We start from the raw sequence: 23,234 nt of genomic DNA on the forward strand, positions 1-23,234 counted from the left end.
TTTATTGTTCATGGTCACACTGACTGTTCAGGTTCGCAGGCCAGGGTCAGCTGCGCGTGCGTGGCAAAGCCAGTTGCAGGAGTCGCGACTCGTCAGCCTCGTCGCGGTTGAGTTCACCGGTGATTGCGCCTTCGCTCATCACCAGAATCCGGTCGGAAATGCCCATCACTTCCATCAGGTCGCTGGACACCACGATCACGGCAATGCCCTGTTCGGCCAGGTTATGGATGATCTGGTAAATCTCCGACTTGGCGCCGATATCGATGCCGCGGGTCGGTTCGTCGAGCAACAGCACTTTCATTGGCATCGACAGCCAGCGACCGAGGATTGCCTTCTGCTGATTGCCGCCGGACAGGTACATGATTTGCTGCTCGGGATTCGGCGTCTTGACGTTCATTGCCTGGATCTGGGAGCGCGCATTCTCGCGTTCCCAGCGCCCCCGGATCAGACATCCGAAATTCACATGCCGGGGCCGCGCGCCGATGTTGATGTTCTCGGCGACGCTGGACAGCGGCACGATCCCTTCTTTCTTGCGGTCTTCGGGGCACAGCAGGATCCCGGCAGCGATTGCGTCGCGGGGCGACTTCAATTGCAGCGCCTTACCATCGAGCTGCAAGGTGCCGGCCTTGCTGCGCGCAAGCCCGGACAGCAAGCGGAACAATTCGGTACGGCCCGCACCGACAAGACCGAAAAAGCCCAGTACTTCGCCTTTCTGCACGGCAAAGCTCACCGGCTCCTGCAAGCCAGGCCCCAGCAGACCGGTCACCCGCAGGCTCGGGCCCTGATGCTGGCGCGGGCGGTAATTGTAAATGTCCTGAATGTCACGACCGACCATGCAGGTCACCAACCGGTCATGATCCAGATCCGCCATCTGTTCGAAGGTGCGCACAAAGCGCCCGTCCTTGAATACGGTCACCGCATCGCAGACGCGAAAGATTTCTTCCATGCGGTGCGATACATACAGAATCACCCTGCCCTCGTCGCGCAGCCGGACGATGATCGCCATCAGCCGGTCGATTTCGCGCGCCGACAGGCTGCTGGTCGGTTCGTCAAAGGCGATGACGTGCGCGTTGCGCGACATGGCCTTGGCGATTTCCACCAGTTGACGCTGCCCCAGAGACAGGTCGCCCAACCGGGTGCCCGGATCGATTTCATCGGCCAGACCTTTGAGCAGCTGGCTTGCCCGGCGCTGCAACGCGCGGCGGTTGATCAGCCCGAAGCGATTGGGCATATGACCCAACAGCAGGTTCTCGGCCACTGTCATTTCCGGCACCAGATGCAGCTCCTGGTGAATCACGGCCACACCGGCAGCAATGCTGTCGGCCGTAGACTTGAAGTGATGCGTCTGCTCGCCAATCTGCAGAGTGCCGCTGTTGGGCTGGTAGGAACCGCCCAGAATTTTCAGCAGAGTGGATTTACCCGCCCCGTTCTCGCCCATCAGCGCGTGAACGCTGCCGGGCCGCGCCTCGAAGCTGATCTCCGACAGCGCCTTGACGCCGGGGAACACCTTGCCGATGCCGTTGAAGCGCAGGGCACCGCCCGCAGGTTGTAGCTCGATAGCTTGTTGCATGACTCCGCTCTCCTCGCATGACCTTGCTCGCAGGAAAAAGAGGCCTGGGATCAGGCCCCTCGATTACCTCACTTCCACAAGCCGATCTTGGTCAGCACTTCCTGGAAGTTGTCGCGAGTGATCAGCGTCACGTCGTCCATCGCGGTGTACTTGGGCGGTTCCTTGCCAGTGGTGACCCACTGAAACATCTGGTAGGCGGTGTCGTAGCCTTCCTTGTCCGGGCTTGGGAGCATCGAACCGTGGAAACCGCTCTGCTTTTTCTTCAGCTCGTCGATCGCGTCGGTGCCGTTGATGCCGATGCCGATGACATTGGCAGGCGCGAAGCCGTTGGACGCGGTGGCGCGTACGCCGCCCAGCACAGTGTTGTCGTTCATGCCGCCGATGATCAGGTTCTTGGCGTTGGCCGGCAGTTTCGGCAGCGCCGAGCTGGTGGCGTCCATGCTGCCAGGGACGTCGAGGGTTTTCTGCGCGGTGAACAGGATCTGGCTTTCCGGCAGGCCGGCTTTCTTCAGCGCATCGACCGAACCGTCAGTACGCTTCTTGCCGGTGTCCAGCTCGTTGTAGGTGTTGATGATGGCGTAGGTGTCTTTCCAGTCCCAGCCGCGATTTTTCGCTTCGGCGGCCATGGCCGCGCCCTGCTTCTGGCCGACTTCGAAGGCCGCCATGCCTAGATACGGCACGTCTTCCATGAAGTTGCCCTTGGCATCGACGAAACGGTCATCGACCGCCATCACCTTGAGCCCGTTGGCTTTGGCCTTGGCAACGATGGCCGGGCCGAGCGAGACATCCGGCGGGCAGATCACGAAACCCTTGGCGCCGTTGGCGGCCAGGTTGTCGATGGCTGCCAGGGTTTTTTCGCCATCGGGAACGGCGATCTTCAGCACCTCGAAACCGTGCTCCTTGCCGGCTTTCTCGGCAAAGGCCCATTCGGTCTGGAACCAGGGCTCCTCGGCTTGTTTGACCAGAAAGCCGATCTTCACTTTCTCGGCGGCGAATGTAACTCCACTGCCGCCCAGGATGGCGGTGGCAACGGCGGCACAGCACAGGGAACGAATCCCGTGACGTCTCAACATAGCTAACTCCTTATTGTTATTGAATAGCTACAGCGTCCAGCGATGGGAGGATTGGCGTCCTCCGACGACCGCCAAACCTGTTAAATAGTCATACCATATTGCGAATGATCGCAATGTAACCGAGTGTCACTCGTGGTAGAGCACCGACCGCCCGCCATCGATCATGATGCAGCTGGCGTTGATGAACGGTGCTTCGTCGGTGGCGAGGAACAGCGCAGTCATCGCCACTTCAGAGGGTTGGCCGATACGGCGCGGCGGGTGCAGATCCAGCGCGCGCTGGCGTTCGGCCTGGGGATCCGCGAAGCCGTTCCAATAATCGACGTTCAATTGAGTTTCAATGTAGCCGGGAGCGATGGCGTTGACCCGGATTCCCTTGGGCGCATACTCGATGCCCAGCGCTCGGGTCAGCCCCAACAGCCCGTGTTTGGCCACCGGGTAGGGAAAGCAGCCGGGAATGATGTGGCTGGAATGGGTCGAAGCAATGTTGATGATGTTGCCCGCGCCCTGCTCGATCATGCTCGGCAGCACGCTGCGACAGCCGTACCAGGCGCCGTCGAGGTCGATGGCAAAGCAGCGTTTCCACTCTTCGTCGGCCATTTCCAGCGGGTCATGAAACACGTTGACCCCGGCGCAGTTAATCAGCACATCGATGCGGCCGAAACGCGCCTGCGCCAGCTCGACCATGGCGTGCCATTGATCCTGCCGGCTGACGTCGACCGCCAGCGCATGCACTTCGGCGCCCTGTTCACGCCAACGGGCGGCGACGGCCTCGACCTTCTCGCCCTGTATGTCACTGATCACCAGCCGGGCCTGCTGCGCCTGGAAGCAGGCGACGATTGCCTCGCCAATACCCTGCGCGGCGCCGCTGACCAGCACGACTTTACCCTTGAGACGCTCGCCGCGAACCGGTTCGGGAACCGGGGGAAGCGAAAGCGGTAATGCCATGTCAGGTTCTCCTGCATGCACGCTGGCCATCAGCCGGCGAAACGGTGACTGGCCAGGCCGGTCACCCCCACATCGGCCTTGAGCAGCGCACCATCGAACTGCCCATGGGCGTCGGCTGGTGCTGCGCTAGTGACGTATAGCGTCGTGAGGTCCGGGCCGCCGAATACACAACTGGTCGGGTGGCTGACCGGCAGCTCGACGACCCGGTCGAGGCTGCCGTCCGGCGCGAAGCGAAGCAGGCAGCTGCCACCCCAGCGGGCGTTCCACACATAGCCCTCGGCGTCCATGGCCGAACCGTCCGGCGATCCGTGAGGCTGCTGCGCCGCCCAGACACGCCGCGGGCCCAGGCTGCCGTCGTCGCGCAGCGGATAACCGTAAATCACATCGTCCAGCGTGTCGGCGCAATAGAGCTCCGTCCCGGCGGCGTTCCATAGCAGCGTGTTGACGATGCCCTGACCTTCCAGCAGGCGGGTGACAGCGCCGTCGGTGTCGACCCGTGCGAGCGCACCGGAGCGGCGGGTAATCGGCAGGTCGCCGCCCTCAGCGTCGAGATTGTTCTGCATGCTGCCCACCCACAATCGACCCTGCGCATCGCAGCGCGCTTCGTTGGCGCGATTTCCCGGGGTTGGATCGGCGATGCACAGACGCTGCAGGCTGACAGTCGGGGCTTCGAGGTCAAGGCGATATACGCCGCTGGCCAGCGTTACCAGTGCGTCGCCTCGATCGGTCGGAATGAACGCGGAAACCGGCTCGGGCATGCGCCATTGGCGCAATTGTCCGTCGGCAAGTCGACAGGCCAGGCGTGCGGCGATATCGACCCAGTAGAGGGCTTGTTGCGGGCCGTCCCAGAACGGGCCTTCGGCCAGCATGAAACGGTGCTCGGAGACGGGCAACCATTGCATGACGATGTCCTTTTTATTGTTGTAAGGCTTTTATCGTTGTACGGGGCTCTACGAGCGGCCCTGACGCTCCACCCACTAAATAGTATTACGATTTATTTTTCAAGCGGCATTTTATCGTCTATAAATCCTTCCATCGGATGAAAACCGATCAAATAGTCTTACCAATGCGTGAAACGGGCAGCACTACGATGGCAGCCCGGCTGTCATTGACCTTTCACAACAACAATAAAAGCGGGTAGAACAGATGAAAATACAGGCTCTTGCAGGCTCTATAGGACTGTCTCTGATGATCGCCACCCTCACCGCCCAGGCCGCGTCGCTTTCCAGCGAGCGCAGCAGTTTCGGCACCCTGCCAGATGGCACCGCCGTCGAAAAATACACCTTGCGCAACAGCCATGGCGTGCAGGCCAGCATCATTACCTACGGCGCCACGCTGCAATCGCTACTGACCCCGGACAAACAAGGCAAGGTCGCGGACATTGTGCTGGGTTTCGATGACGTCAAGGGTTACCAGGACAATGGCACGGTGTATTTCGGCGCCACCATCGGGCGTTTCGGCAACCGTCTGGCCGGCGGCACGTTTGAACTGGATGGCAAAACCTATCGCGTGCCGCTCAACGACAAGACCAACGCGTTGCACGGCGGCAACCAGGGTTTCGACAAACGTATCTGGAAAGCCCAGGACACCCGGACCGACGACTCGGTCGGCGTCAAACTGAGCTACCTCTCACCTGACGGCGAGATGGGCTTCCCTGGCGCATTGCTTACCGAAGTGACCTACAGCCTTAATGAGCGCAACGAGCTGAAGATCGACTATCGCGCTACCACCGACAAGCCGACGGTACTCAACCTCACCAACCACAGCTATTTCAACCTGGCCGGTGCCGGCAGCGGCGACATCCTCAAGCAGGTCGCTACGCTGCACGCCTCGCATTACACGCCGGTCAACGACAAGCTGATCCCCACTGGCGAGCTGCCCGCCGTGGCCGGAACAGCGCTGGACTTCCTCAAGCCAACGGCGTTCGGCCAGCACATCAAGGACGACCATCCGCAGTTGAAATACGCCGAGCCCAAGCAAGGCGGATTCGACTTCAACTGGGTACTGGACACCAAGGGCGACGTGAAAAAACTCGCTGCGGAAGTTCGCGATCCGGATTCCGGTCGACGCCTGCAGCTGTACACGACCGAGCCCGGCGTGCAGCTCTACACCGGCAATTTCCTGGATGGCAGCATTCGCGGCAAGGCGGGCAAGATTTATCCGCACTGGGGCGCGTTCACGCTGGAAACCCAGCACTACCCGGATGCGCCCAATCAGCCGAAATTCCCGAGCACGCGCCTCGATCCGGGCAAGACTTACACCCAGACCACCATCTTCAAATTCCTCAACAATTAAGGCATTCCGTCGCACAGGACCCGATTACCGGGCCTGTGCGGTGAAAAACGTCTTAAGCTCAAGCGGTCGCTATCTGAGCAGTACGACATCCCACAACCTCCAGCCAGCGAGGATGACGATATGTCCACTCAGTACACCGACCACGACACGCTTGAACGTACCGCCCCGCAGCGCACTGCGCTTCGCAACACCCTCCACGGCACTTCCCGTTCCGCTCAGCCCGTAACCGAACCGTTGCTCGACCATCACCAGCTGGCCACGCGCTGGCTGATTCAAGAAGAGTGCATTCAGGCCCTGCGCGTCGCCGACCCCACGCGTGCACGCTTCACACCGTTTCGGCAGACACCTGATCCTGATTCGCCTCAGCAGCGGCTGCCCGATGCGCGCCGCAACCTCAACGTGAACGCGCCGCGCAGCACTTATCCAGCGCCGCTGAACATTCAGCTTCGCTGGGTAATCTGGCGCAACCCCTACGGCACCCACGAATGACAGGCGCCATTCATCGCCCGGCACCGTCCTTGAGCGGCTGCTGCTTGTGAGCCTGCTCGCGACCCGATACTGTACATGCAAACAGTGACGGGATTTTTCATGCAGCTTATCGACAAGCTCAGCATTCTGGCGGACGCCGCCAAGTACGACGCGTCGTGCGCCAGCAGTGGCGCACCCAAACGCAGCTCGCAAGGCAAATCGGGGCTGGGCTCGACCGATGGCATGGGCATCTGCCACAGCTATACGCCGGACGGTCGCTGCGTCTCGCTGCTGAAAATCCTGCTGACCAATTTCTGCCTGTACGACTGCCAATACTGCGTCAACCGCCGTTCCAGCGATGTGCCCCGGGCGCGCTTCACCCCTGAAGAAGTAGTCACCCTGACCCTCGATTTCTACCGGCGCAACTGCGTAAGCGGGTTGTTCCTGAGTTCGGGCATCATTCGCTCGGCGGACTACACCATGGAACAACTGGTGCAGGTCGCGCGGCTGTTGCGCGAAGAACACGAGTTTCGCGGTTATATCCATCTCAAGACGATTCCGGATGCCGACCCGGCGCTGATCGAGCAGGCCGGGCGCTATGCCGACCGCCTGAGCGTCAATATCGAACTGCCCACCGACCAGAGTCTGCAGACACTGGCGCCCGAAAAGGACGTGGCTTCGATCAAGCAAGCCATGCATACCATCTACACCGGCGAGGAAACGGTACGCAACGAACCGCGCTCGCCACGTTTCGCACCGGCCGGGCAAAGCACGCAGATGATTGTCGGCGCCGATGCCACCGACGACAGCACCATCCTGCACAGTGCCCAGACGCTGTACAGCAACTTCAAGTTGCGCCGGGTTTACTACTCGGCGTTCAGCCCGATCCCGAACAGCCCCGACAGCGTCCCTCTGGCGGCGCCACCGTTGATGCGCGAGCACCGTCTGTATCAGGCCGACTTTCTGCTGCGCGGCTACGGCTTTACCGCAGGCGAACTGCTCAAGGGGCCGGGTGACCTGGCGCTGGACATAGACCCGAAGCTGGCCTGGGCACTGGACAACCGGCAGGTGTTTCCGCTGGATCTGAATCAGGCCGACCCGTCGCTCATCGCGCGCATTCCGGGGATCGGCATCCGCACCACGCAGCGGCTGGTCGAACTGCGTCGTCAACGGCGCATCCGCTATGAAGACCTGACCCGCCTGCGCTGCGTGCTGGCCAAGGCCAAGCCGTTCATCATCACCAGTGACTACCATCCACCCCAATCCGAAACCAGCAGCGAATTCCTGCATCAGCAGCTTCGGGATCGTCCGCAGCCACAGCAGATGGGGCTCTGGGGATGATCTGCCTGGACTGCGACGACCTGTTCAGTACCTGGCGCCAGCAGGCGCGCTGGCTGTTGAGTCATGAAATCGACCCCAGCCGGGTGAGCTGGAAAGCGCCGGACGCCGCCGATCTGTTTGCCAGTGACGAAGACCTTCCCGAGCATGTCGGCCCGTTTCAGGCGCGAGTGCCACTGGAGCTGCTGACGATGCTGGAAAGCGCCTCTGCCTATCGCGGCGATCAGCGCTGGAGCCTGCTCTATGAGGTGCTATGGCGGGTCTGCCACGGTGACCGGACCGCGATGCTCGCGGGCGACAAGCTGGGCAGCGAGCTGCATCGACGCCTGAAGTCCATCAGCCGTGAGGCGCATCATCTGCATGCTTTCCTGCGCTTCGTGGCGTTGCCGGAATCGGGACGGGACGAAACGTTACTGCGCCCTGAATACGTTGCCTGGCATGAGCCGGCGCACGACATTCTCTATAGCGCCAGCCAGCACTTCATCGGACGCATGGGCAAACACCGCTGGTTGATCGCCACGCCCCAGGACGGCGTTTACTACGACGGCACGCAGCTGATTCATGAACGCAGCTGCCCCCAGGCCTGGCAGCAAATGGCCCGGCAGGTGGACGATCCCCATGGAGAACTGTGGCTGACTTACTACAGCCACATCTTCAATCCAGCGCGACTAAACCCCAAAGTCATGCAGGGCCACCTGCCCGCTCGCTTCTGGAAAAACCTGCCGGAAGGCCCGTTGATCCCGGCGCTGATCACTCAGGCGCGCACCGGCAAGCAACGCGACGGCCAGGCCAGCGACATCGGCGCCCGGCGCGGCAAGAAGATTGCGTTGAAGGAATGAGTCTTCGAGGACAAGCGAACGCCGCCGACGGATCGCCGCCCGGACGGTTCCATTCATGTGCGGGCGCGGGCGCAGGATATCCGTGTGGGAGCCAGCTTGCTGGCGAAGAGGCCGGTACAGTCGCAGCTGTTGTGTCGTCTGTTGTTATGTCCTCGCCAGCCGCCTGCTACATCGAAACACTGCCATCAATGCAGGTCACGGTTTCGCCGCCTATCCAGATATCGTCACCGACTCGCTGCACATGCACTCTGCCCCGACGTCCCATCGCCGTACCCTGGCTGGCGATGTAGCTGTCCGGGGCCAGGCCTTCGGCCAGAAGCCATCGCGCGATTCCGGCATTGAGGCTGCCGGTGACGGGGTCCTCCGGCATGCCGTCACCTGGCACGAATGCCCGCACCTCGAACTGCGCGTCATCGCCATCAACCTCAGCGTCCCACGGGGCAAACACGCCCACCACCTGCCCTTCGAGCCCGGCGTAGTCGGGTCTGATCGCCAGCACGCTGGCGCGATCGACAAGCCTTAGCGCCAGCCAGCCGGGGCCGTTGTCGATCCACTGCGCGTCAACAATCGCGTCGTGCTCCAGCCCCAATGCCCGACGCAGACGCTCGACATGCTCAGCGTCCACCGGGCCTGAACGCAGCAGTGGCGGCGCGGAAAACGCCAGTTGTTCACCGACCCGACGAATCCGCACCAGGCCTATCCCGCATTCCTGAATGACTTCCTCGCCCTTGGGCAGGCCGCCTTTTTCCAGCCAGGCGTGACAGCTGCCCAGCGTGGGATGGCCGGCGAACGGCAGCTCGGAAAGCGTGGTGAAAATCCGCACGCGATAATCTGCGCGCGGGTCGGCAGGTTCAAGCAGGAAAGTGGTTTCACTCAGGTTGGTCCAGCGAGCGAAGGCGGCCATGCGTTCGTCGCTCAGCCCATCGGCCTGCAGCACAACGGCCAGCGGGTTGCCCAACAGGGGTTCACGGCTGAACACATCCACCTGTTTGAAATTGAACTTGCGCATCCTGCTGCCCTCTGCCTGAAAAGGCCACGAGATTGCCACGCAGCGGCGCAAACGCAAAGGGGCGGACGCAGCCCGTGCGCATACGCGCTTCCATCGTTTACCGCCCTATGGAGACCGACATGCCTGTAGAAACGCCTCTCGAAACGCTCGGCCGGGCCATGAGCGGGCAGCCGCTGCTGGTACTTACCGGCGCGGGTATCAGCACCGCATCGGGCATTCCCGACTACCGCGACAAGGACGGCGTACGTCGCGGCAAGCAGCCGATGATGTATCAGGAGTTCGTGGGCAATCCGGATGCGCGACGCCGTTACTGGGCGCGCGCGATGCTCGGCTGGCCGCGCATCGACGCCGCCCGGCCGAACGCCGCGCATCAGGCGCTCGCCACGTTGCAGATGGCAGGCCGAATCAGCGGTTTGATTACCCAGAATGTCGATGGCCTGCACAGCAAGGCCGGTAGCCAGGCTGTCGTCGAGCTGCACGGCAGCCTGCAACGCGTGCTGTGTCTGGATTGTCGCCAGCGCAGCGAACGTGCCGATATCCAGCAGCAATTGCTCGCGCACAACCCCTGGCTGGCCGGCGTCGACGCGACACAAGCGCCGGATGGCGACACGTTGCTGGACCCCGCGTTCGAGGCTGGCTTTCAGGTGCCGCACTGCCCGCACTGCGAAGGCGCGCGCCTCAAACCGGACGTGGTGTTCTTCGGCGAAAACGTGGAGCCGCCCACGGCCGCCGACGCCATGGCACGCGTCGGGCAGGCCGCAGGCTTGCTGGTGGTGGGCAGCTCGCTGATGGCCTGGTCAGCGTTTCGTTTATGCCGGGCGATGTCCGAGCAAGGCAAACCGGTGATTGCCCTCAATCACGGCAAGACGCGCGCGGATGATCTGTTGACGCTGAAGATCCAGGAGCCCTGCGAACAGCTGTTGCCTGCGTTGGCCGAGCGGTTGCTCGCCCCAAGCTAGCCGGGTAGTCAGAACAGCCCCAGCTGACCGCCGATCAGTTTGCCGAAATCATCGCCAACGAAGGGCAGAATGGCGTCCGCCAACGGCTGAAGCTGGCGAGTGACGTAGTGATCGTAATCGATGGGCGCCCGCCGTACCTCCAACGGCTCGGGGCCTGCCAGAGTCATGACGTAGCTGATCCAGCCGCGACTCTGATACTGGCGCGGCCTGCCCTGCTGATCGTTGTATTCGTCCGCGATGCGCGCTGCCCGAACGTGCGGTGGCACCACCCGCTCATATTCATCCAGACGGCGTCGCAGCCTTTTGCGGTAAACCAACAGGTCGTCCATCTCGCCTGCCAGGGTGCGACGTACGTAATCGCGGACGTAGTCCTGATACGGCTGGCGCTTGAAAATGCGCAAGTACAGCTCCTGCTGGAACTGCCGGGCAAGCGGCGACCAGTCGGTGCGTACCGTCTCCAGCCCCTTGTAAATCATCTCCTCGGTTCCATCCGGGCGCACCACCAGCCCGGCATAACGCTTTTTGCTGCCTTCTTCGGCGCCGCGCACCGTGGGCATCAGAAAACGCCGGAAGTGAGTTTCGAATTGCAGCTCCAGGGCGCTGTGCAAGCCATATTCGTCACGCAGGTGCTCACGCCACCAGTCGTTGACCCGGCGGACCAGCGCCTGGCCGATGTCGCTCGCCTCCTGCTGGCCATGCGGACGCCCCAGCCAGACGAAGGTCGAGTCTGTATCGCCATAGATCACGGTATAACCCTGCGCTTCGATCAACTCGCGGGTCTTGAGCATGATTTCATGCCCGCGCAGGGTGATGGACGACGCCAGCCGCGGGTCGAAGAATCGGCAACCGCTGGAGCCGAGCACGCCGTAAAACGCGTTCATGATGATTTTCAGCGCCTGTGAGAGTGGCGCGTTGTGTTCGCGCTTGGCGGCTTCGCGCCCCTGCCAGACCCGCTCGACGATGGCTGGCAGGCTGTGCCGGGTGCGGGAAAAGCGTGCGCCACGAAAACCCGGCACCGACCGGTCCGGGTCAGGATCATGCAGGCCCTCGATCAGCCCGACCGGGTCGATCAGAAATGTGCGGATGATCGACGGATACAGGCTTTTGTAATCCAGCACCAATACCGACTCGTAAAGACCGGGCTGCGAGTCCATCACAAAGCCGCCCGGGCTGGCCTCCGGCAAACGTTCGCCCTGATTGGGCGCGACGAAGCCCTGGCGGTGCATCAAAGGAATGTACAAATGACAGAATGCCGCGACCGAGCCGCCGCTGCGGTCGGCGGGCAGGCCGGTGACGGTGGCGCGTTCGAGTAGAAACGTCAGCAGCTGGGTCTTGGCGAAAATGCGCGTGACCAGCTCGCAGTCCTTGATGTTGTACCGCGCCAGCGCGGGCTTGTCCTGCGCGAACATGCGGTTGATCTCGTCCATGCGCTGGTACGGCGTGTCGATGGCCTTGCCATCGCCGAGCAGCGTGCGTGAGACGTTCTCCAGACTGAACGAGGGAAAGCTCCAGGTCGCCGAGCGCAAGGCTTCTACGCCGTCAATCACCAGCCGGCCACTCACTTCGGCGAAGAAATGATTGTTGCGGCTGCCATGTTCCCGCCAGCCCATGGCCTCGCCGCCGCGCCCCAGTTTCAATGGCACTTGGAGGCGCTGCGCGTGTTCATGCAGGACCCGCAGGTCGAACTGCACCACGTTCCAGCCGATGATCGCGTCGGGGTCGTGGACCGCCAGCCACTCATTCAGGCACTCAAGCAGCTGCGCGTGGGTGTCGCAGTAGTCGAGCTGAAAGTCCAGAGTCGCGCCGCCGCTCTGGGTCGGCGCATCAGCTGGCCCGTTCGGTGGCCCGAGCATATAGACCTGACGCTGGCCGCAGCCCTCTACGGCAATCGAATACAGCTCCCCTCGCTCGGTCGTCTCGATATCCAGCGATGCCAGCTTCAACTGCGGCCGGTAATCGGGCGCCGGTTTGATCTGAGCGTTACATAGCACACCCTCGGCATCGGGCGTGCCGCTGAAATAGACCGGGGCGGTGATAAACCGCTCCATGAGATAGCGTTCCGGCGGCCTGATATCTGCTTCGTAAACGTCGATGTTGCCCTTGCGCAGCAGTCTTTCGACGTTCATCAGTTGCCGGTACTGGAGGCAATACACGCCCAGCACCGGTCGGTGCCTGAAGTCGCACAGCGCCAGTTCACGCAACTCGACACCCTGCTCGCCGCGCAGCAGCGATCTGGCGCGATCACCCTGATCGGCCGGTATGAAAGCGACGGATGGCTGGCATGGAAGGCGGATCCGGCGCGGCCCCTGATCGGTCGCCAGCCAGAATTCGATTTCCGTGCCCGCAGGGGTGTCTTGCCAGTGACGGCTCAGGATAAAGCCCTGCTGTAACTCCAACGCGGCGACCTCATTGACGGTGTGGTGGCCATTCTACGTGGCATTGACCGCCCGGGTCACAACCGATGCCCGGTTCAAGAACCCGCCGCTACAGCCGATAAGACAGGAGACCCCGACGCCTGGCCATCAGCCTGCCGCAGGTTCACGTAACCCATTGATTGGCCGCCGAAATTCACCCGCTACCTGTTGCCCGGTGCGTCAGTGTTGCCCCTGGCGCCCTTTTTATTAGCTATCGATTCTGGAAATGGCAGTCATGAAGTCGCCGACGATGCCCGAGCCGAGCCACGGGACAGGCTCCAGCCACATCTTTTTCGCCAGGCGCACGCTGGTTGCCGTGGTGGGCCTGCTGATCGTCATCTCGGTGACCATGATCGGCTCGCTGCTGTTTGTCGCCTCGCAGCTCAACCAACATGAACTCCGGCATAGCCAGCACATGGTTGAGCAGGTCTGGGATTCCCACCAGAAGGATCTGATCCGGACGGTCAGGGACAACGCGTTCTGGGGTGACGCCTATCAGCATCTGCATATCACGACAGACAGCGACTGGGCGTTCGTGCGCGGCAACCTTGGCGCGTCGCTGTTCAACGACTTCCATTTCGAAGGCATGTTCGTTGTCAATGGCGAAAACCGCACGACCTACGCGGTCATCGGCGGGGAACTGGCCGAGCGGCAGATCGAGACGTGGCTCGGCGCCTTTCCTCGCAAACTCATCGAAAATGCCCGCGACGGCGCCGAAGACGAACAAGCCTTTACCCAAGTGCAACCGATGGGCGAGTATCCGGTGTTTCTTGCCGCCGCCGCGTTGACACCCAGCGATAGCCCCGACGTGGAAACAACCGACGGCCCCCAGTCGGTGCTGGTGCTTGCCTACCGCCTGACGCCCAACAAACTCGCTCAGCTTGGCAACGATTACGACATCGCCGAGCTGCGTACTCCCATCGACGCCACGGACGCTGCCGCATCGCCGGCACTCAGGGCTCCGGAACTGGTCCTGCGCTGGAACCCGGAGCAACCGGGCGCCAAGCTTATTAATGGGTTGCTCCCGGTACTGCTGGTGTTCCTCGCAGCATTGGCGGTCGGCACCTTTTTTGTGTTCAGAAAAAGCCTGCGCAACGCGCACCTGCTGGACTCGCAGTTCGAGGCCATCAGCGCGGGTCAGGCCGCGCTGCTGCATCTCTCCAGGCACGATACGCTTACCGGCCTGCCGAACCGCATTCACATGCAGGCGTTCCTGCTCGCACAGCTTGAACGCTCGCCTACCCTCGACTCGCCGGTGGTGATGTTCAATCTCGACCTGGATAACTTCAAGTCGGTCAACGACGTATTCGGCCACAGCGGCGGCGACAATGTTCTGCGAGAGGTCGCGTCAAGGCTGTCCGCCTGCCTGGATAGACGCGATCTACTGGCACGCCAGGGTGGCGACGAGTTCATTCTGGTCGCCACCAGCCTGGCGGGCGTGCCCGACGCCGAACAGTTGAGCAGACGGCTGATCGAACGGATCAGCCAGCCTTTCAGCGTGAACGGCCAGGACATGTTCATCGGGCTGAGCATAGGTATCGCCATCTGCCCGGCGCATACCTGCGAGGCCGGTGACCTGTTGAAATATTCCGACCTGGCGCTGTACGAGGCCAAAAAGGACGGCCGCAATACCTGGCGTATCTATCAGCAGTCCATGACGACGCGGGTCATCGAGCGACGCGAACTGGAAAACGACCTGCGTGCCGCTATCGAAGGTGACCAGTTCAAGCTGCACTATCAGCCGCGCTACGACATCTCCAGTGGCCGCATCGCTGGCGCTGAAGCGCTGATACGGTGGGAGCATCCGACTCGCGGCCTGTGCATGCCCGACCGGTTCATCGGCCTGGCCGAAGAAAACGGCTCCATCGTCGCACTCAGCGACTGGGTCATGCACCGCGCCTGCAGCGACGCGGTGCTGTGGGACGACGAAATGGTCGTCTCGGTGAACATCTCGGCCACCGAGTTCCGCACGCCAGGCCTGGTGGATCGGGTGAGAGCGGTGTTGAACACCACAGGCCTGCCCAGCCACCGGCTGGAGCTGGAGGTCACCGAGCGGGTAATGATCGATGATGCCGAAGCCGGCCTGCGGGTCATGCGGGCGTTGAAATCATTGGGCGTGCGCCTGTCGATGGACGACTTTGGCACCGGCTATTCATCGCTGAGCTATCTGAAGACCTTCCCGTTCGACGCGTTGAAGATCGACCGCAGCTTCATCAGCGAGATTGACCATAATCCCCAGAGCCAGTCCATCGTGCAGGCGATCATCAACCTGGCCCGCTCGCTGTCGCTGACCATCACCGCCGAAGGCGTCGAGACGGCGCAGCAGCTCGATTGCCTGGGTCGCTTCAACTGCGATCAGGCGCAGGGCTATTTCCTCAACCGGCCGATGCCGCTGGCAGCGTTCGTCGAGGCCATGGCCGCCGAACCCGCGCCGGTTCTGGCGTGACGTTTTTCGCCAAATGGCCGCCGCATTGGCGCTTGCCCGGACGGCCCTGCTCCACGATGCTGTAGCAGCCCCGACCGGGGCCTACACTCACAAGGTCACTGACCCCGGAGAGCGCCATGAAAACCGTTGCCCAGCTGCTGAAACTCAAGGCCGAACAGCATCAGCAAGTCCACACCATTGGCTCGGGCCAGATGGTGCTCGATGCACTGCGACTGATGGCGGACAAGAACATCGGCGCCCTGCCCGTGGTCGACGACGGGCAACTGGTCGGTGTCGTCAGCGAGCGCGACTATGCGCGCAAGATGATTCTCAAAGGTCGCTCCTCGGTGGGCACACCGGTCAGCACCATCATGAGCAGCAAAGTGATCACCGTCGATTCACAGCAGAGCATCGACGCCTGCATGGGCATCATGACCAACAACCGCCTGCGCCACCTTCCGGTACTGGAAAACGGCCAGTTGCTGGGCTTGCTGTCGATCGGTGACCTGGTCAAGGAGGCCATCGCCGAGCAGGCCAGCCTGATCCAGCAGCTCGAACAATACATTCGCGGCGACGTCTGACCGCGACGTTACCCTTCAGTCATCCAGCGCCTTGCCCGGCGCCGCACCCTTGGCCGGCTTGACGGGTTTGTCCGTGGGCGCAGCAGGCTCGGGGGCCGGCGCGGGCGCGGTGGCTTCCTGCTCGCGCATCGGCATCTGGTCGATGGTCGCGAAGATCTCCTTGGGATCGACCTCGCCGGATTTTTCGATCTTCTTCTCGCCATCCTTGCCGACCAGGATGACCTTGGTCTGCACGCCCGCGCCAAGCTTGAGCTCGCGAATCAGGGCCATGGTGGCCTGCGCGTCCATGGTCTTGCCGTTACGCTCGCCGATGGTGTTGACCACCGTGTAGAGAACCATGTTGCGCTGCGCGAACGCCTCGCGATTGGCCGGTTCCTGGAGGGCTTTCTTGAGGTTCACCAGCGCGGGATCGACTGAACTGGGCGCAATGATGATCAGCGGGCGGGTCTTGCCGCGCTCCTGGGCCAGCGGTGCATCGCCGTCGGCCGCATATGTCGGGCCGGCAGCGACAAGCAAGGTGGCCAGCGCCAGTGACCGGGTGAGCAGTGACCGGATGTACATAGAAGGCTCCTGTTGAATCCGTGGGTGGACGTATGCATAGAGACTCTGGATGTCCAGTGCCGTTCTACCGCATCTGTGCCCTCACGGTATAGCCCAGGAACGCTCGCCCTCCCACTGGATTCAGCTTACGCGCAGCGCTCGGCTGGCTCGGCGGATACGCCATCCAGGGTATCGAGCACGCCGCGAGCAATCATCTCTACCTCGGCAGCGCTGAGGGTCAGCGGCGGAAGCAGGCGAATCGTCGTGCCGCGCGTCACGTTGATCAGCAGCCGATGGTCCAGCGCGGCACGCAGCGCAAGGTCCGGCACCGGCTGATGCAGTTCGACGCCGATCATCAGTCCGCGGCCGCGTATCGCCTTGACCCGCGGATGCTGGCCCAGCAGTTCGATCAGCAGATTCAGCAGTTGCTCGCCGCGGCGACGAGCGTTGTCGATCAGGCTTTCACGCTCGATGATCTCGATCACCGTGCACCCGGCGCGACAGGCCAGCGGATTGCCGCCGAACGTGCTGCCATGGCTGCCCGGCGTTAACAGACCCGCTGCCCTGCCCCGCGCCAGACAGGCACCAATCGGCACGCCATTGCCCAGCCCTTTGGCAAGGGTGACGACGTCCGGCACGATGCCTTCGTGCTGAAAAGCGAACCACTGGCCGGTACGGCCAATTCCGGTCTGAATCTCATCAAGCATCAGCAGCCAGTTGCGCCTGGTGCAGCGCTCGCGCAGGGCTTTGAGGTAACCGGCTGGCGCCGGATGCACGCCACTTTCACCTTGCACCGGCTCGACCAGAATCGCGGCGATTCGCGGGCCGTGCCCTGACAGACACGGTCCAGTTCAGCCAGATCGCCAAAAGCCGCTTTGACATAGTCACCGGGCAGCGCGCCGAATCCCAGGCGCACAGCCGGACCATTGCTGGCCGATAACGTGCCCAGAGTACGACCATGAAAGGCGTTGTCCATCACCACCACCAACGGCCGTTCGATGCCCTTGTGCCAGCCGTGCAGGCGAGCCAGTTTGAGCGCAGTTTCGTTGGCCTCCGCCCCGGAGTTGCTGAAAAACGCGCGATCCATTCCGGACAGCCTCGCCAGCTCGCGCGCCAACCGTTGCTGCCAGTCAATGCCGTACAGGTTTGAGGTGTGCAACAGCAGCCCCGCCTGCTCGCGCAGCGCCGCGACGAGCGCCGGATGGCTGTGCCCGACATTGGTCACCGCGACACCGGCCACGGCATCCAGATACTCGCGGAGTCAGAGCAACTGGCGGAGCAAGCTCAGGACGACCCGGCGGGAACACTGCGGATCACCGCGCCGCTGACGTTCGGTTCCGAGGTGCTGTCGGCAGTTCTGTGCGAATTTTCTCAGCGTTTCCCGAACGTGAAACTGGACGTGCTGTTGAGCAATCAACGACTCAACCTGATCGACAACGGTTTCGACGTGGCCATCCGGCTAGGCGTTGTGCCGGACTCCGGGCGCATCATCGCAAGGCCGCTGGTGGATTACACCCTGACGATCTGCGCTTCGCCCGACTACCTGGCACGCCGGGGGGCGCCGCAACGGCCCGAGGATCTGAGCAGCCACCATTGCCTGGCGTTCGCCTACCCGGCCGGCGATGACTGGAGCTCGCTGGAAAAGCATTGGACACTGACCGGCCCGGAAGGCGAACTGACGGTGGACGTCAGCGGTCCCATCGTCATGAACACCTCGTCCGGGCTGCGTCAGGCGGCGCTGGCCGGCGGCGGCATCGTGATGCTGCCCGATGCGCTGGTCCAGCGGGATCTGCGCGAAGGCCGACTGGTCGCGCTGCTGCCCGACTACCGTCTGCCGTGTCGCCCGATGCATCTGCTTTATGTGCAGGACCGTTTTCGCCTGCCCAAGCTACGCCGTTTCGTGGACTTTGCGATGGAACAGTGGGGTCGAGGACAGTGAGCCATGCTGCTCGACATCATCCGAGCGCGGCGCTCCTGAAGAAACACGATCATGCTTCTGCACAAAGGGCGCAGGAGCTGGCCCGGCGGCGCTCCGCTTGCCCGCGATCTGCCGGGAACCGGCAGCAAAATCACAGCACGCGGAGTGCCTGAAGGACCGCGATCGGCTATAGGGCTGCCGCTATGCGCCAGATCGCTAGCAAGCTAGCTCCCACGCCCTCCGGGCAGAATCAAAAGCCTAATGCGATCCAGTCTGCGCTCATGAACAAACACGATCATGCTTCTGCCCGAAGGGCGCAGGAGCTGGCCGGGCGGCGCTCCGCTTGCCCGCGATCTGCCGGGGACCGGCAGCAAAACCAAAGCACGCGGGGTGCCAGAAGAACCGCGGTCGGCTATATGGCTGCCGCTACGAGCCAAATCGCCAGCAGCGGAGCGCCGCCCGGCCATCTCCCAATCACAGCCAGCGCCGATCCGCACGGTACGGTGCGTCCTGAAATGCCTTGCACAGCTCCCGAACACTCACCAGCCGCTCGTGGGCGTCGAGCGACAGAGCACGACGCAATGCAGAGCGGCACGCCGCGGGTAGATGGCGAGGCACACGCAGGCTGCGGTCCAGTCGTTCCGCACGGGCACGCAAAGCGTCCAGGCGCATATACGGATGAGTGCCGCAGGCAAGTTCATGGATGACGCACGCCACAGCGAACACGTCAGCGGCCGGCGTCAGCACGCCGCCTTCCAGCAACTCCGGTGCCGCATAGGCCGCCGTCCAGGCCTTGCATCGGTTACGGTCCAGTTGCGGTAAGCCGTCCAGCGGCGCTTGCTCGGCTCTGCCCAGGCCGAAATCGAACAGTCTCAGTCCTCGTTCGGTCAGCATCACGTTGCAAGGCTTCAGGTCGCCATGCAGGACGCCGCTGCCATGGGAATGGGCCAGGGCATCCAGCAGCGCGATGGCGATATCCCGCAATTCCGGCCAGGGCAAACCCTCGGGCCGCTCACGCTGCAGTTGACTGAGTGTCAGGCCGCGCATCAGCTCCAGGGTGAAGAATGCGCGCCCGGCCGCGAGATCGACGTCGAACTGGTAAACATGCACCACGTTCGGATGGTGAACATGCCGGGTCAGTGCGAACTCGCCATAGAGCAACAGGCTGGCATCCGGCAGGCCCGCATACTCGTCGTTGAGCACCTTGATCGCGACGTAGGGATCCGGCTCACCGAGCTGCTCGCTCAGCAGGTCGCAAGCCTGGTAAACCCGGCTTACCCCGCCGACACCGAGCAGCCGCTCAAGACGGAAGCGTTCTTTCAACACCTGGCCGATGCTCATCACAGTTGCGCCGGCAGCCGGAAGCGGCGCAGCACCGCCATGTCGAACGGATTGGGCGAGCGCTGGCTCGTCAGCAGATAGTTGGCGCGAAGACCGCCGACTTCAGCCTTGAGCACCAGCACGTCTCGACCCTGAAGGTATTCGGTGTCCATCAAATCCAGAAGACGGAACAGCGACCACGGGCCGGTCTGTTTTTCGATGCCGACGGGACGCCCCTCGATCCTGTCCAGAACCAGCGCCGCCCGCCCGTCGTCGACCTCGCTCGGCCATTTGAACGGCGTCGCCAGCACCGGTCCGTGACGGTATTCGATCACCTGATCGCCGAGGCGAAACTCCGCGCGGCTGACCGCCGGGTCCAGGGTGTAGGGTTCAAGTTTGAACTGCACCTGTGGCTCGTCCGGGCCGTGGGCAAAAAAGCTTTTACGCACTACATGGACAGTCGACATCTGTTCGAGCCAGGCATGACTCATCGGCAGGCCGAACCCATCGACCGATCGCAGACGGTAGCGGCCCGGTTCGCCCGTCACGAACGGCTTGATGTAGGTGTCGAAAAAGCGATCGGCAATACCCTGGGCCTTGAAGAACTCGCGAAAATCATTGAGCGCCACGTCACTGCTGCTGTGCGCATGGAACGGATAACGCTTGTCCAGCGCCTGACCGTAGAATCCGTACACCTCGTCCTGATAGCGCTGGTTCAGGTGCCGGTAGGTTTCCTGCAGCACGAAAGCCCAGCTGTCCTCGGCCAGCGTGTTGAACCAGCCGCTGACCGGCTGCGGCAGACGCCCCGCGCTGCTGCGCAGCTGGCTGTAGGCATCACGCTGGCCGCTCATGCGCGATCGGGCCATTTCGAACGCGGCGAGTTCCGGCTGGCCGGAGCGGCCCAGGGCGGCTATCTGCTGCTGAACGTCATTGAGCGCCTGGAGGACCGGAATCAGGTCCGCGGCCGGCCCGTTGTCTTCGTCAAGTAACCGATGCAATGGCTCGAACCGGCGTTGCAGGGCCCTCCTCGCTGTATCCGGCACTGCGGCCGCCAGCGCCTGGGTGGCCTGCGCCGCCGCAGCCGAGGCGAGTTTGCCGACCCCGGCGTTCGCCGTTGCGGCCTGAGCCGGGGCGTCCGTGTTGGCCTCCGGGCTGGGTGCCGGCAGCGTGAACCGGGTGTGCTCACGCACTTCCACCAAGAGCTGCAGCAAGCCGGAATTCGCCGCCGTGAGCGCCGCCATCTGCGCCGCGCCCTGACGCGCGTTCTCGAACGGTTGCAGCGCGACCTGGCCAAGCGCTTCGCTCCAGTGATTGGCATAGTCGCGAAAGTACAACTGCTCCAGTTCGACCAGCAGACCGCGCAGCGCGAGCGGACTGAGACTGCCGCTTTCCCCCAGCACCCAGTTGTCGCGCAGAATATCGGTGACCGCGCCTGATCCTCGCGCTACGAGAAACTGTTGGTAGCCCTGGCGGGTGTAGAAGCCCGGAATGATGTAGTCGGTGCCGCTGAACAACGTGCCCTGACCGCTCGCCAAGTGCTGAGCGAGACGGTAGTCGGGGCTGCTGCGCGCCTGATCGCGCAACATCCGATACACCACATTTGCCAGCGACTCTCCACGCAGGACCTGTCTCGCTTGCGCCACCAATGCTTCATCGACCGGCTGCACGAACGGCTGGTCGAGCAAGCGCTGCAAATGACCATTCAACTCGCCCTGCACCTGTTCTTGCCCCGCAAAACGCAGCGCCCAGTCAGTGCCGATCCATTCCTGCAGCCAGGCGCGATCCCGGTGCCCGGTCAGGTTCAACATCAGATAGGCGCGCAGACTGGCCAGCAGCTGTTCGCGGTCAGCGAGGCTTGCCTTGATCTGTGCTTCGAGTTGCCGCGCCAGCCGTGGCAACAGCTGGCGCTGCAGCTCGGCTGCGTAGACCTGGTTCAAAACCGCATTGGTCGCTTCGCCCTGGTACAGACCATTGTGGGCGTCCAGCCAACGGTCGTCGGCATGGAACACCCGGGTCGCTTCGAACGCGGTGTTCAGAGGCGCAAGCATCGCCAGCAGATCCTCGCCGGGCTCCAGAGCTGATCGTTGCTGAATCAGCTGCGCCGCCAGGCCGCGGATACGTTCGAGGCGTTCGTGATTGCCGGAGAAACCGCTGGCCCATAACGTGCCGCACAACGCCAGAATGACAGCGGCCGCGGCGTAGCAGGCCCGTTGGCCCCAACGCAGACGCCGCTGCGCATCCTTGTCGAGCGTCGCCAGCTCGGACTCGGGAAAGATAACCCCGCCAAGCAGGTCATGAATGAAACGTGCCCGCCCCGGCTGCAGCAAGGGCAACCGGCTGCTGCCGCCGGCCGGCGCATCGCCGATGGCTGCGTCTGCTTCGGGCGCCGGGCTCAGGTGCGCGGCGCGGGTCAGGTAATAGCCGCGCAGCTGGGTAGCGCGTTGATAACGGTTGCCGGCGAAGGCCAGCTCCACGAACAGGCAGAGGTTGTGCCCGATGCCTCCCAACTGTTGAGGAAATTCGAGAATCAAACCGCGACGCCGGGTTCCGAGTTCGTGATGCAGCCTGCCCAGCACCTGGCTATTGAGCCGTGCCAACAGGGCATCGAACGCCTGCTTGAGCAGACCGACATCGCTGCCGTTCTGGCCCGCCGCGAAGGTGGTCCCCAACACCTGCTCGGTCTCCTCCCGGGACAACTGATCGAAAAATTCATCGAAGCCGGGCACCGCATCGGCTTTGCTCAACACCAGATAGACAGGCACGTCGATCTGCAAATGCCGGTGCACTTCCTGCAGCCGCCTGCGCACCGTCGCGGCGAGCGCTTCGACCTGCAGCTCATCAGTACCGAGCAGCACCTCGACCGGTAGGGTCACCAACACGCCATTGAGGGGCCGCGCCCTGCGCCGTTGGCGAAGCAGTTTGAGGAGCGCCATCCAGCCGCCGGCATCGACCTGCGGCTGCGTCTGGCTGAAATAGCGCCCGGCGGTGTCCAGCAGCACTGCCTGATTACTGAAGTACCAGTCGCAGTTGCGGCTGCCAGCGGTGTCGCGAGTCAGTTTGCGCTCGACCTTGTTCAACGGAAAATCCAGACCGGAAAAGTCCAGCAGGCTGGTCTTGCCGCTGCCCTGCGGTCCGATCAACAAGTACCACGGCAACTGCTCGCTCGCCCGGCCGCGGTGCCCGGCATACAGACTCGATTGCGTCAGCACACGTCTGGCATCCCGGAAGCGGCTGATCAGGTCCTTGCGCTCGTCGGCGAGCAACGCATTCAGGCGCAAGCGGTCCTCGTCGGCCTGACCATCCGGCACCACCCCCGGGCGCGGCCTGCTGAACACCAGCACGATGCCCCAGCCAAGAAACAGCAGGCTGATGGTCGTCAGCCGGGCCGTCGGGCTTTCCCAGATTCTGTACTCGGCGAACCCCAGCAGCGGGCCGATCAGCCAGATTGCCAACGTTAGCAACAGGACCAGCAATAGCGTCCAGACCCGGGCCTGGCGCAACAGGGCCATGCATTTATCAAAGAAGTTTTTCATTTCAGAT

Annotated in this window: 16 protein-coding genes and 2 pseudogenes; 8 read left to right on the forward strand and 10 right to left on the reverse strand. The window is 62.8% G+C overall.

The genetic code is table 11. The annotated features are described in order from the left end of the window. Nucleotides 1-46: 46 nt before the first annotated feature. The 4 genes from araG to J3P77_RS12645 all read right to left on the reverse strand — a co-directional run bounded on the left by araG (nucleotide 47) and on the right by J3P77_RS12645 (nucleotide 4,490). Entirely contained in the window at nucleotides 47-1,570 is a 1,524-nt protein-coding gene (araG, locus tag J3P77_RS12630; RefSeq protein ID WP_434676970.1) for an L-arabinose ABC transporter ATP-binding protein AraG, read from the reverse strand. Between the two features lie 68 nt (nucleotides 1,571-1,638). Beyond that, nucleotides 1,639-2,643 carry a substrate-binding domain-containing protein gene (locus J3P77_RS12635; protein WP_434676971.1) on the reverse strand — a complete coding sequence of 335 codons (1,005 nt, stop codon included), beginning with the start codon at nucleotides 2,641-2,643 and terminating at the stop codon, nucleotides 1,639-1,641. A gap of 126 nt (nucleotides 2,644-2,769) precedes the next feature. Then, the gene (locus tag J3P77_RS12640) at nucleotides 2,770-3,588 is read right to left on the reverse strand and encodes an SDR family oxidoreductase (RefSeq protein WP_434676972.1); all 819 of its coding nucleotides are present in this window, start codon (nucleotides 3,586-3,588) and stop codon (nucleotides 2,770-2,772) included. 29 nt (nucleotides 3,589-3,617) lie between these two features. Continuing rightward, nucleotides 3,618-4,490, reverse strand: a complete 873-nt coding sequence (locus J3P77_RS12645; RefSeq protein WP_434676973.1) for an SMP-30/gluconolactonase/LRE family protein — start codon at nucleotides 4,488-4,490, stop codon at nucleotides 3,618-3,620. Nucleotides 4,491-4,734: 244 nt separating this feature from the next. Here J3P77_RS12645 and J3P77_RS12650 point away from each other — a divergent pair, with 244 nt between their 5' ends. From J3P77_RS12650 to J3P77_RS12665, 4 genes are all read left to right on the forward strand, one after another. Further along, entirely contained in the window at nucleotides 4,735-5,883 is a 1,149-nt protein-coding gene (locus tag J3P77_RS12650) for an aldose epimerase family protein (RefSeq protein ID WP_434676974.1), read from the forward strand. Nucleotides 5,884-6,003: 120 nt separating this feature from the next. Then, nucleotides 6,004-6,372 (forward strand): hypothetical protein, encoded by a 369-nt coding sequence (locus J3P77_RS12655; protein WP_434676975.1) that lies wholly within the window; start codon nucleotides 6,004-6,006, stop codon nucleotides 6,370-6,372. 99 nt (nucleotides 6,373-6,471) lie between these two features. Continuing rightward, nucleotides 6,472-7,692, forward strand: coding sequence for a putative DNA modification/repair radical SAM protein (locus tag J3P77_RS12660; protein WP_434676976.1), 1,221 nt, complete (start codon nucleotides 6,472-6,474; stop codon nucleotides 7,690-7,692). Next, nucleotides 7,689-8,528, forward strand: coding sequence for a TIGR03915 family putative DNA repair protein (locus tag J3P77_RS12665; RefSeq protein WP_434676977.1), 840 nt, complete (start codon nucleotides 7,689-7,691; stop codon nucleotides 8,526-8,528). The genes J3P77_RS12660 and J3P77_RS12665 overlap by 4 nt, the downstream gene beginning before the upstream one ends. Nucleotides 8,529-8,694: 166 nt before the next feature. On the opposite strand, the gene J3P77_RS12670 is transcribed toward J3P77_RS12665, so the two are convergent. Continuing rightward, the gene (locus J3P77_RS12670) at nucleotides 8,695-9,537 is read right to left on the reverse strand and encodes a PhzF family phenazine biosynthesis protein (RefSeq protein ID WP_434676978.1); all 843 of its coding nucleotides are present in this window, start codon (nucleotides 9,535-9,537) and stop codon (nucleotides 8,695-8,697) included. 119 nt (nucleotides 9,538-9,656) lie between these two features. Between J3P77_RS12670 and J3P77_RS12675 the strand changes: the two genes are divergently transcribed. Next, a complete protein-coding gene (locus tag J3P77_RS12675) occupies nucleotides 9,657-10,496 on the forward strand; it encodes an NAD-dependent protein deacetylase (RefSeq protein WP_434676979.1) in 840 nt (279 codons plus the stop codon). Nucleotides 10,497-10,504: 8 nt separating this feature from the next. Here the strand turns inward: J3P77_RS12675 and J3P77_RS12680 are convergent, their stop codons facing one another. Further along, on the reverse strand, nucleotides 10,505-12,892 hold the full coding sequence (locus tag J3P77_RS12680; RefSeq protein ID WP_434676980.1) for a DNA polymerase II: 2,388 nt from the start codon (nucleotides 12,890-12,892) through the stop codon (nucleotides 10,505-10,507). A 253-nt stretch (nucleotides 12,893-13,145) separates the two neighbouring features. Between J3P77_RS12680 and J3P77_RS12685 the strand changes: the two genes are divergently transcribed. Both J3P77_RS12685 and J3P77_RS12690 read left to right on the forward strand, forming a co-directional pair. Continuing rightward, nucleotides 13,146-15,356, forward strand: coding sequence for a putative bifunctional diguanylate cyclase/phosphodiesterase (locus J3P77_RS12685; RefSeq protein WP_434676981.1), 2,211 nt, complete (start codon nucleotides 13,146-13,148; stop codon nucleotides 15,354-15,356). A gap of 116 nt (nucleotides 15,357-15,472) precedes the next feature. Continuing rightward, nucleotides 15,473-15,916 carry a CBS domain-containing protein gene (locus J3P77_RS12690; RefSeq protein WP_434676982.1) on the forward strand — a complete coding sequence of 148 codons (444 nt, stop codon included), beginning with the start codon at nucleotides 15,473-15,475 and terminating at the stop codon, nucleotides 15,914-15,916. A 15-nt stretch (nucleotides 15,917-15,931) separates the two neighbouring features. On the opposite strand, the gene J3P77_RS12695 is transcribed toward J3P77_RS12690, so the two are convergent. Together J3P77_RS12695 and J3P77_RS12700 are read right to left on the reverse strand one after the other, a co-directional pair. Then, the gene (locus J3P77_RS12695; RefSeq protein WP_434681997.1) at nucleotides 15,932-16,462 is read right to left on the reverse strand and encodes a DUF4174 domain-containing protein; all 531 of its coding nucleotides are present in this window, start codon (nucleotides 16,460-16,462) and stop codon (nucleotides 15,932-15,934) included. A 140-nt stretch (nucleotides 16,463-16,602) separates the two neighbouring features. Then, a pseudogene (locus tag J3P77_RS12700) lies at nucleotides 16,603-17,714 on the reverse strand (aspartate aminotransferase family protein); the annotation flags it as partial. Here J3P77_RS12700 and J3P77_RS12705 point away from each other — a divergent pair. Then, a pseudogene (locus J3P77_RS12705) lies at nucleotides 17,709-18,395 on the forward strand (LysR substrate-binding domain-containing protein); the annotation flags it as partial. The pseudogenes J3P77_RS12700 and J3P77_RS12705 sit on opposite strands and share 6 nt — an antisense overlap. 453 nt (nucleotides 18,396-18,848) lie before the next feature. Here the strand turns inward: J3P77_RS12705 and J3P77_RS12710 are convergent. Both J3P77_RS12710 and tssM read right to left on the reverse strand, forming a co-directional pair. Further along, nucleotides 18,849-19,715, reverse strand: a complete 867-nt coding sequence (locus J3P77_RS12710) for a serine/threonine-protein kinase (RefSeq protein WP_434676983.1) — start codon at nucleotides 19,713-19,715, stop codon at nucleotides 18,849-18,851. Next, entirely contained in the window at nucleotides 19,715-23,227 is a 3,513-nt protein-coding gene (gene tssM, locus J3P77_RS12715; RefSeq protein ID WP_434676984.1) for a type VI secretion system membrane subunit TssM, read from the reverse strand. The genes J3P77_RS12710 and tssM overlap by 1 nt, the downstream gene beginning before the upstream one ends. Nucleotides 23,228-23,234: the final 7 nt, after the last annotated feature.

The sequence above is a fragment of the Pseudomonas sp. R1-18 genome (assembly GCF_051132095.1).
Taxonomy (GTDB): Bacteria; Pseudomonadota; Gammaproteobacteria; order Pseudomonadales; family Pseudomonadaceae; genus Aquipseudomonas.

What these genes read in the sequence shown, in the direction of transcription:
- araG (WP_434676970.1), bottom strand. Translation starts at nt 1,570, where the DNA reads ATGCAACAAGCTATCGAGCTACAACCTGCGGGCGGTGCCCTGCGCTTC.
- J3P77_RS12635 (WP_434676971.1), bottom strand. Translation starts at nt 2,643, where the DNA reads ATGTTGAGACGTCACGGGATTCGTTCCCTGTGCTGTGCCGCCGTTGCC.
- J3P77_RS12640 (WP_434676972.1), bottom strand. Translation starts at nt 3,588, where the DNA reads ATGGCATTACCGCTTTCGCTTCCCCCGGTTCCCGAACCGGTTCGCGGC.
- J3P77_RS12645 (WP_434676973.1), bottom strand. Translation starts at nt 4,490, where the DNA reads ATGCAATGGTTGCCCGTCTCCGAGCACCGTTTCATGCTGGCCGAAGGC.
- J3P77_RS12650 (WP_434676974.1), top strand. Translation starts at nt 4,735, where the DNA reads ATGAAAATACAGGCTCTTGCAGGCTCTATAGGACTGTCTCTGATGATC.
- J3P77_RS12655 (WP_434676975.1), top strand. Translation starts at nt 6,004, where the DNA reads ATGTCCACTCAGTACACCGACCACGACACGCTTGAACGTACCGCCCCG.
- J3P77_RS12660 (WP_434676976.1), top strand. Translation starts at nt 6,472, where the DNA reads ATGCAGCTTATCGACAAGCTCAGCATTCTGGCGGACGCCGCCAAGTAC.
- J3P77_RS12665 (WP_434676977.1), top strand. Translation starts at nt 7,689, where the DNA reads ATGATCTGCCTGGACTGCGACGACCTGTTCAGTACCTGGCGCCAGCAG.
- J3P77_RS12670 (WP_434676978.1), bottom strand. Translation starts at nt 9,537, where the DNA reads ATGCGCAAGTTCAATTTCAAACAGGTGGATGTGTTCAGCCGTGAACCC.
- J3P77_RS12675 (WP_434676979.1), top strand. Translation starts at nt 9,657, where the DNA reads ATGCCTGTAGAAACGCCTCTCGAAACGCTCGGCCGGGCCATGAGCGGG.
- J3P77_RS12685 (WP_434676981.1), top strand. Translation starts at nt 13,146, where the DNA reads ATGAAGTCGCCGACGATGCCCGAGCCGAGCCACGGGACAGGCTCCAGC.
- J3P77_RS12690 (WP_434676982.1), top strand. Translation starts at nt 15,473, where the DNA reads ATGAAAACCGTTGCCCAGCTGCTGAAACTCAAGGCCGAACAGCATCAG.
- J3P77_RS12710 (WP_434676983.1), bottom strand. Translation starts at nt 19,715, where the DNA reads ATGAGCATCGGCCAGGTGTTGAAAGAACGCTTCCGTCTTGAGCGGCTG.
- tssM (WP_434676984.1), bottom strand. Translation starts at nt 23,227, where the DNA reads ATGAAAAACTTCTTTGATAAATGCATGGCCCTGTTGCGCCAGGCCCGG.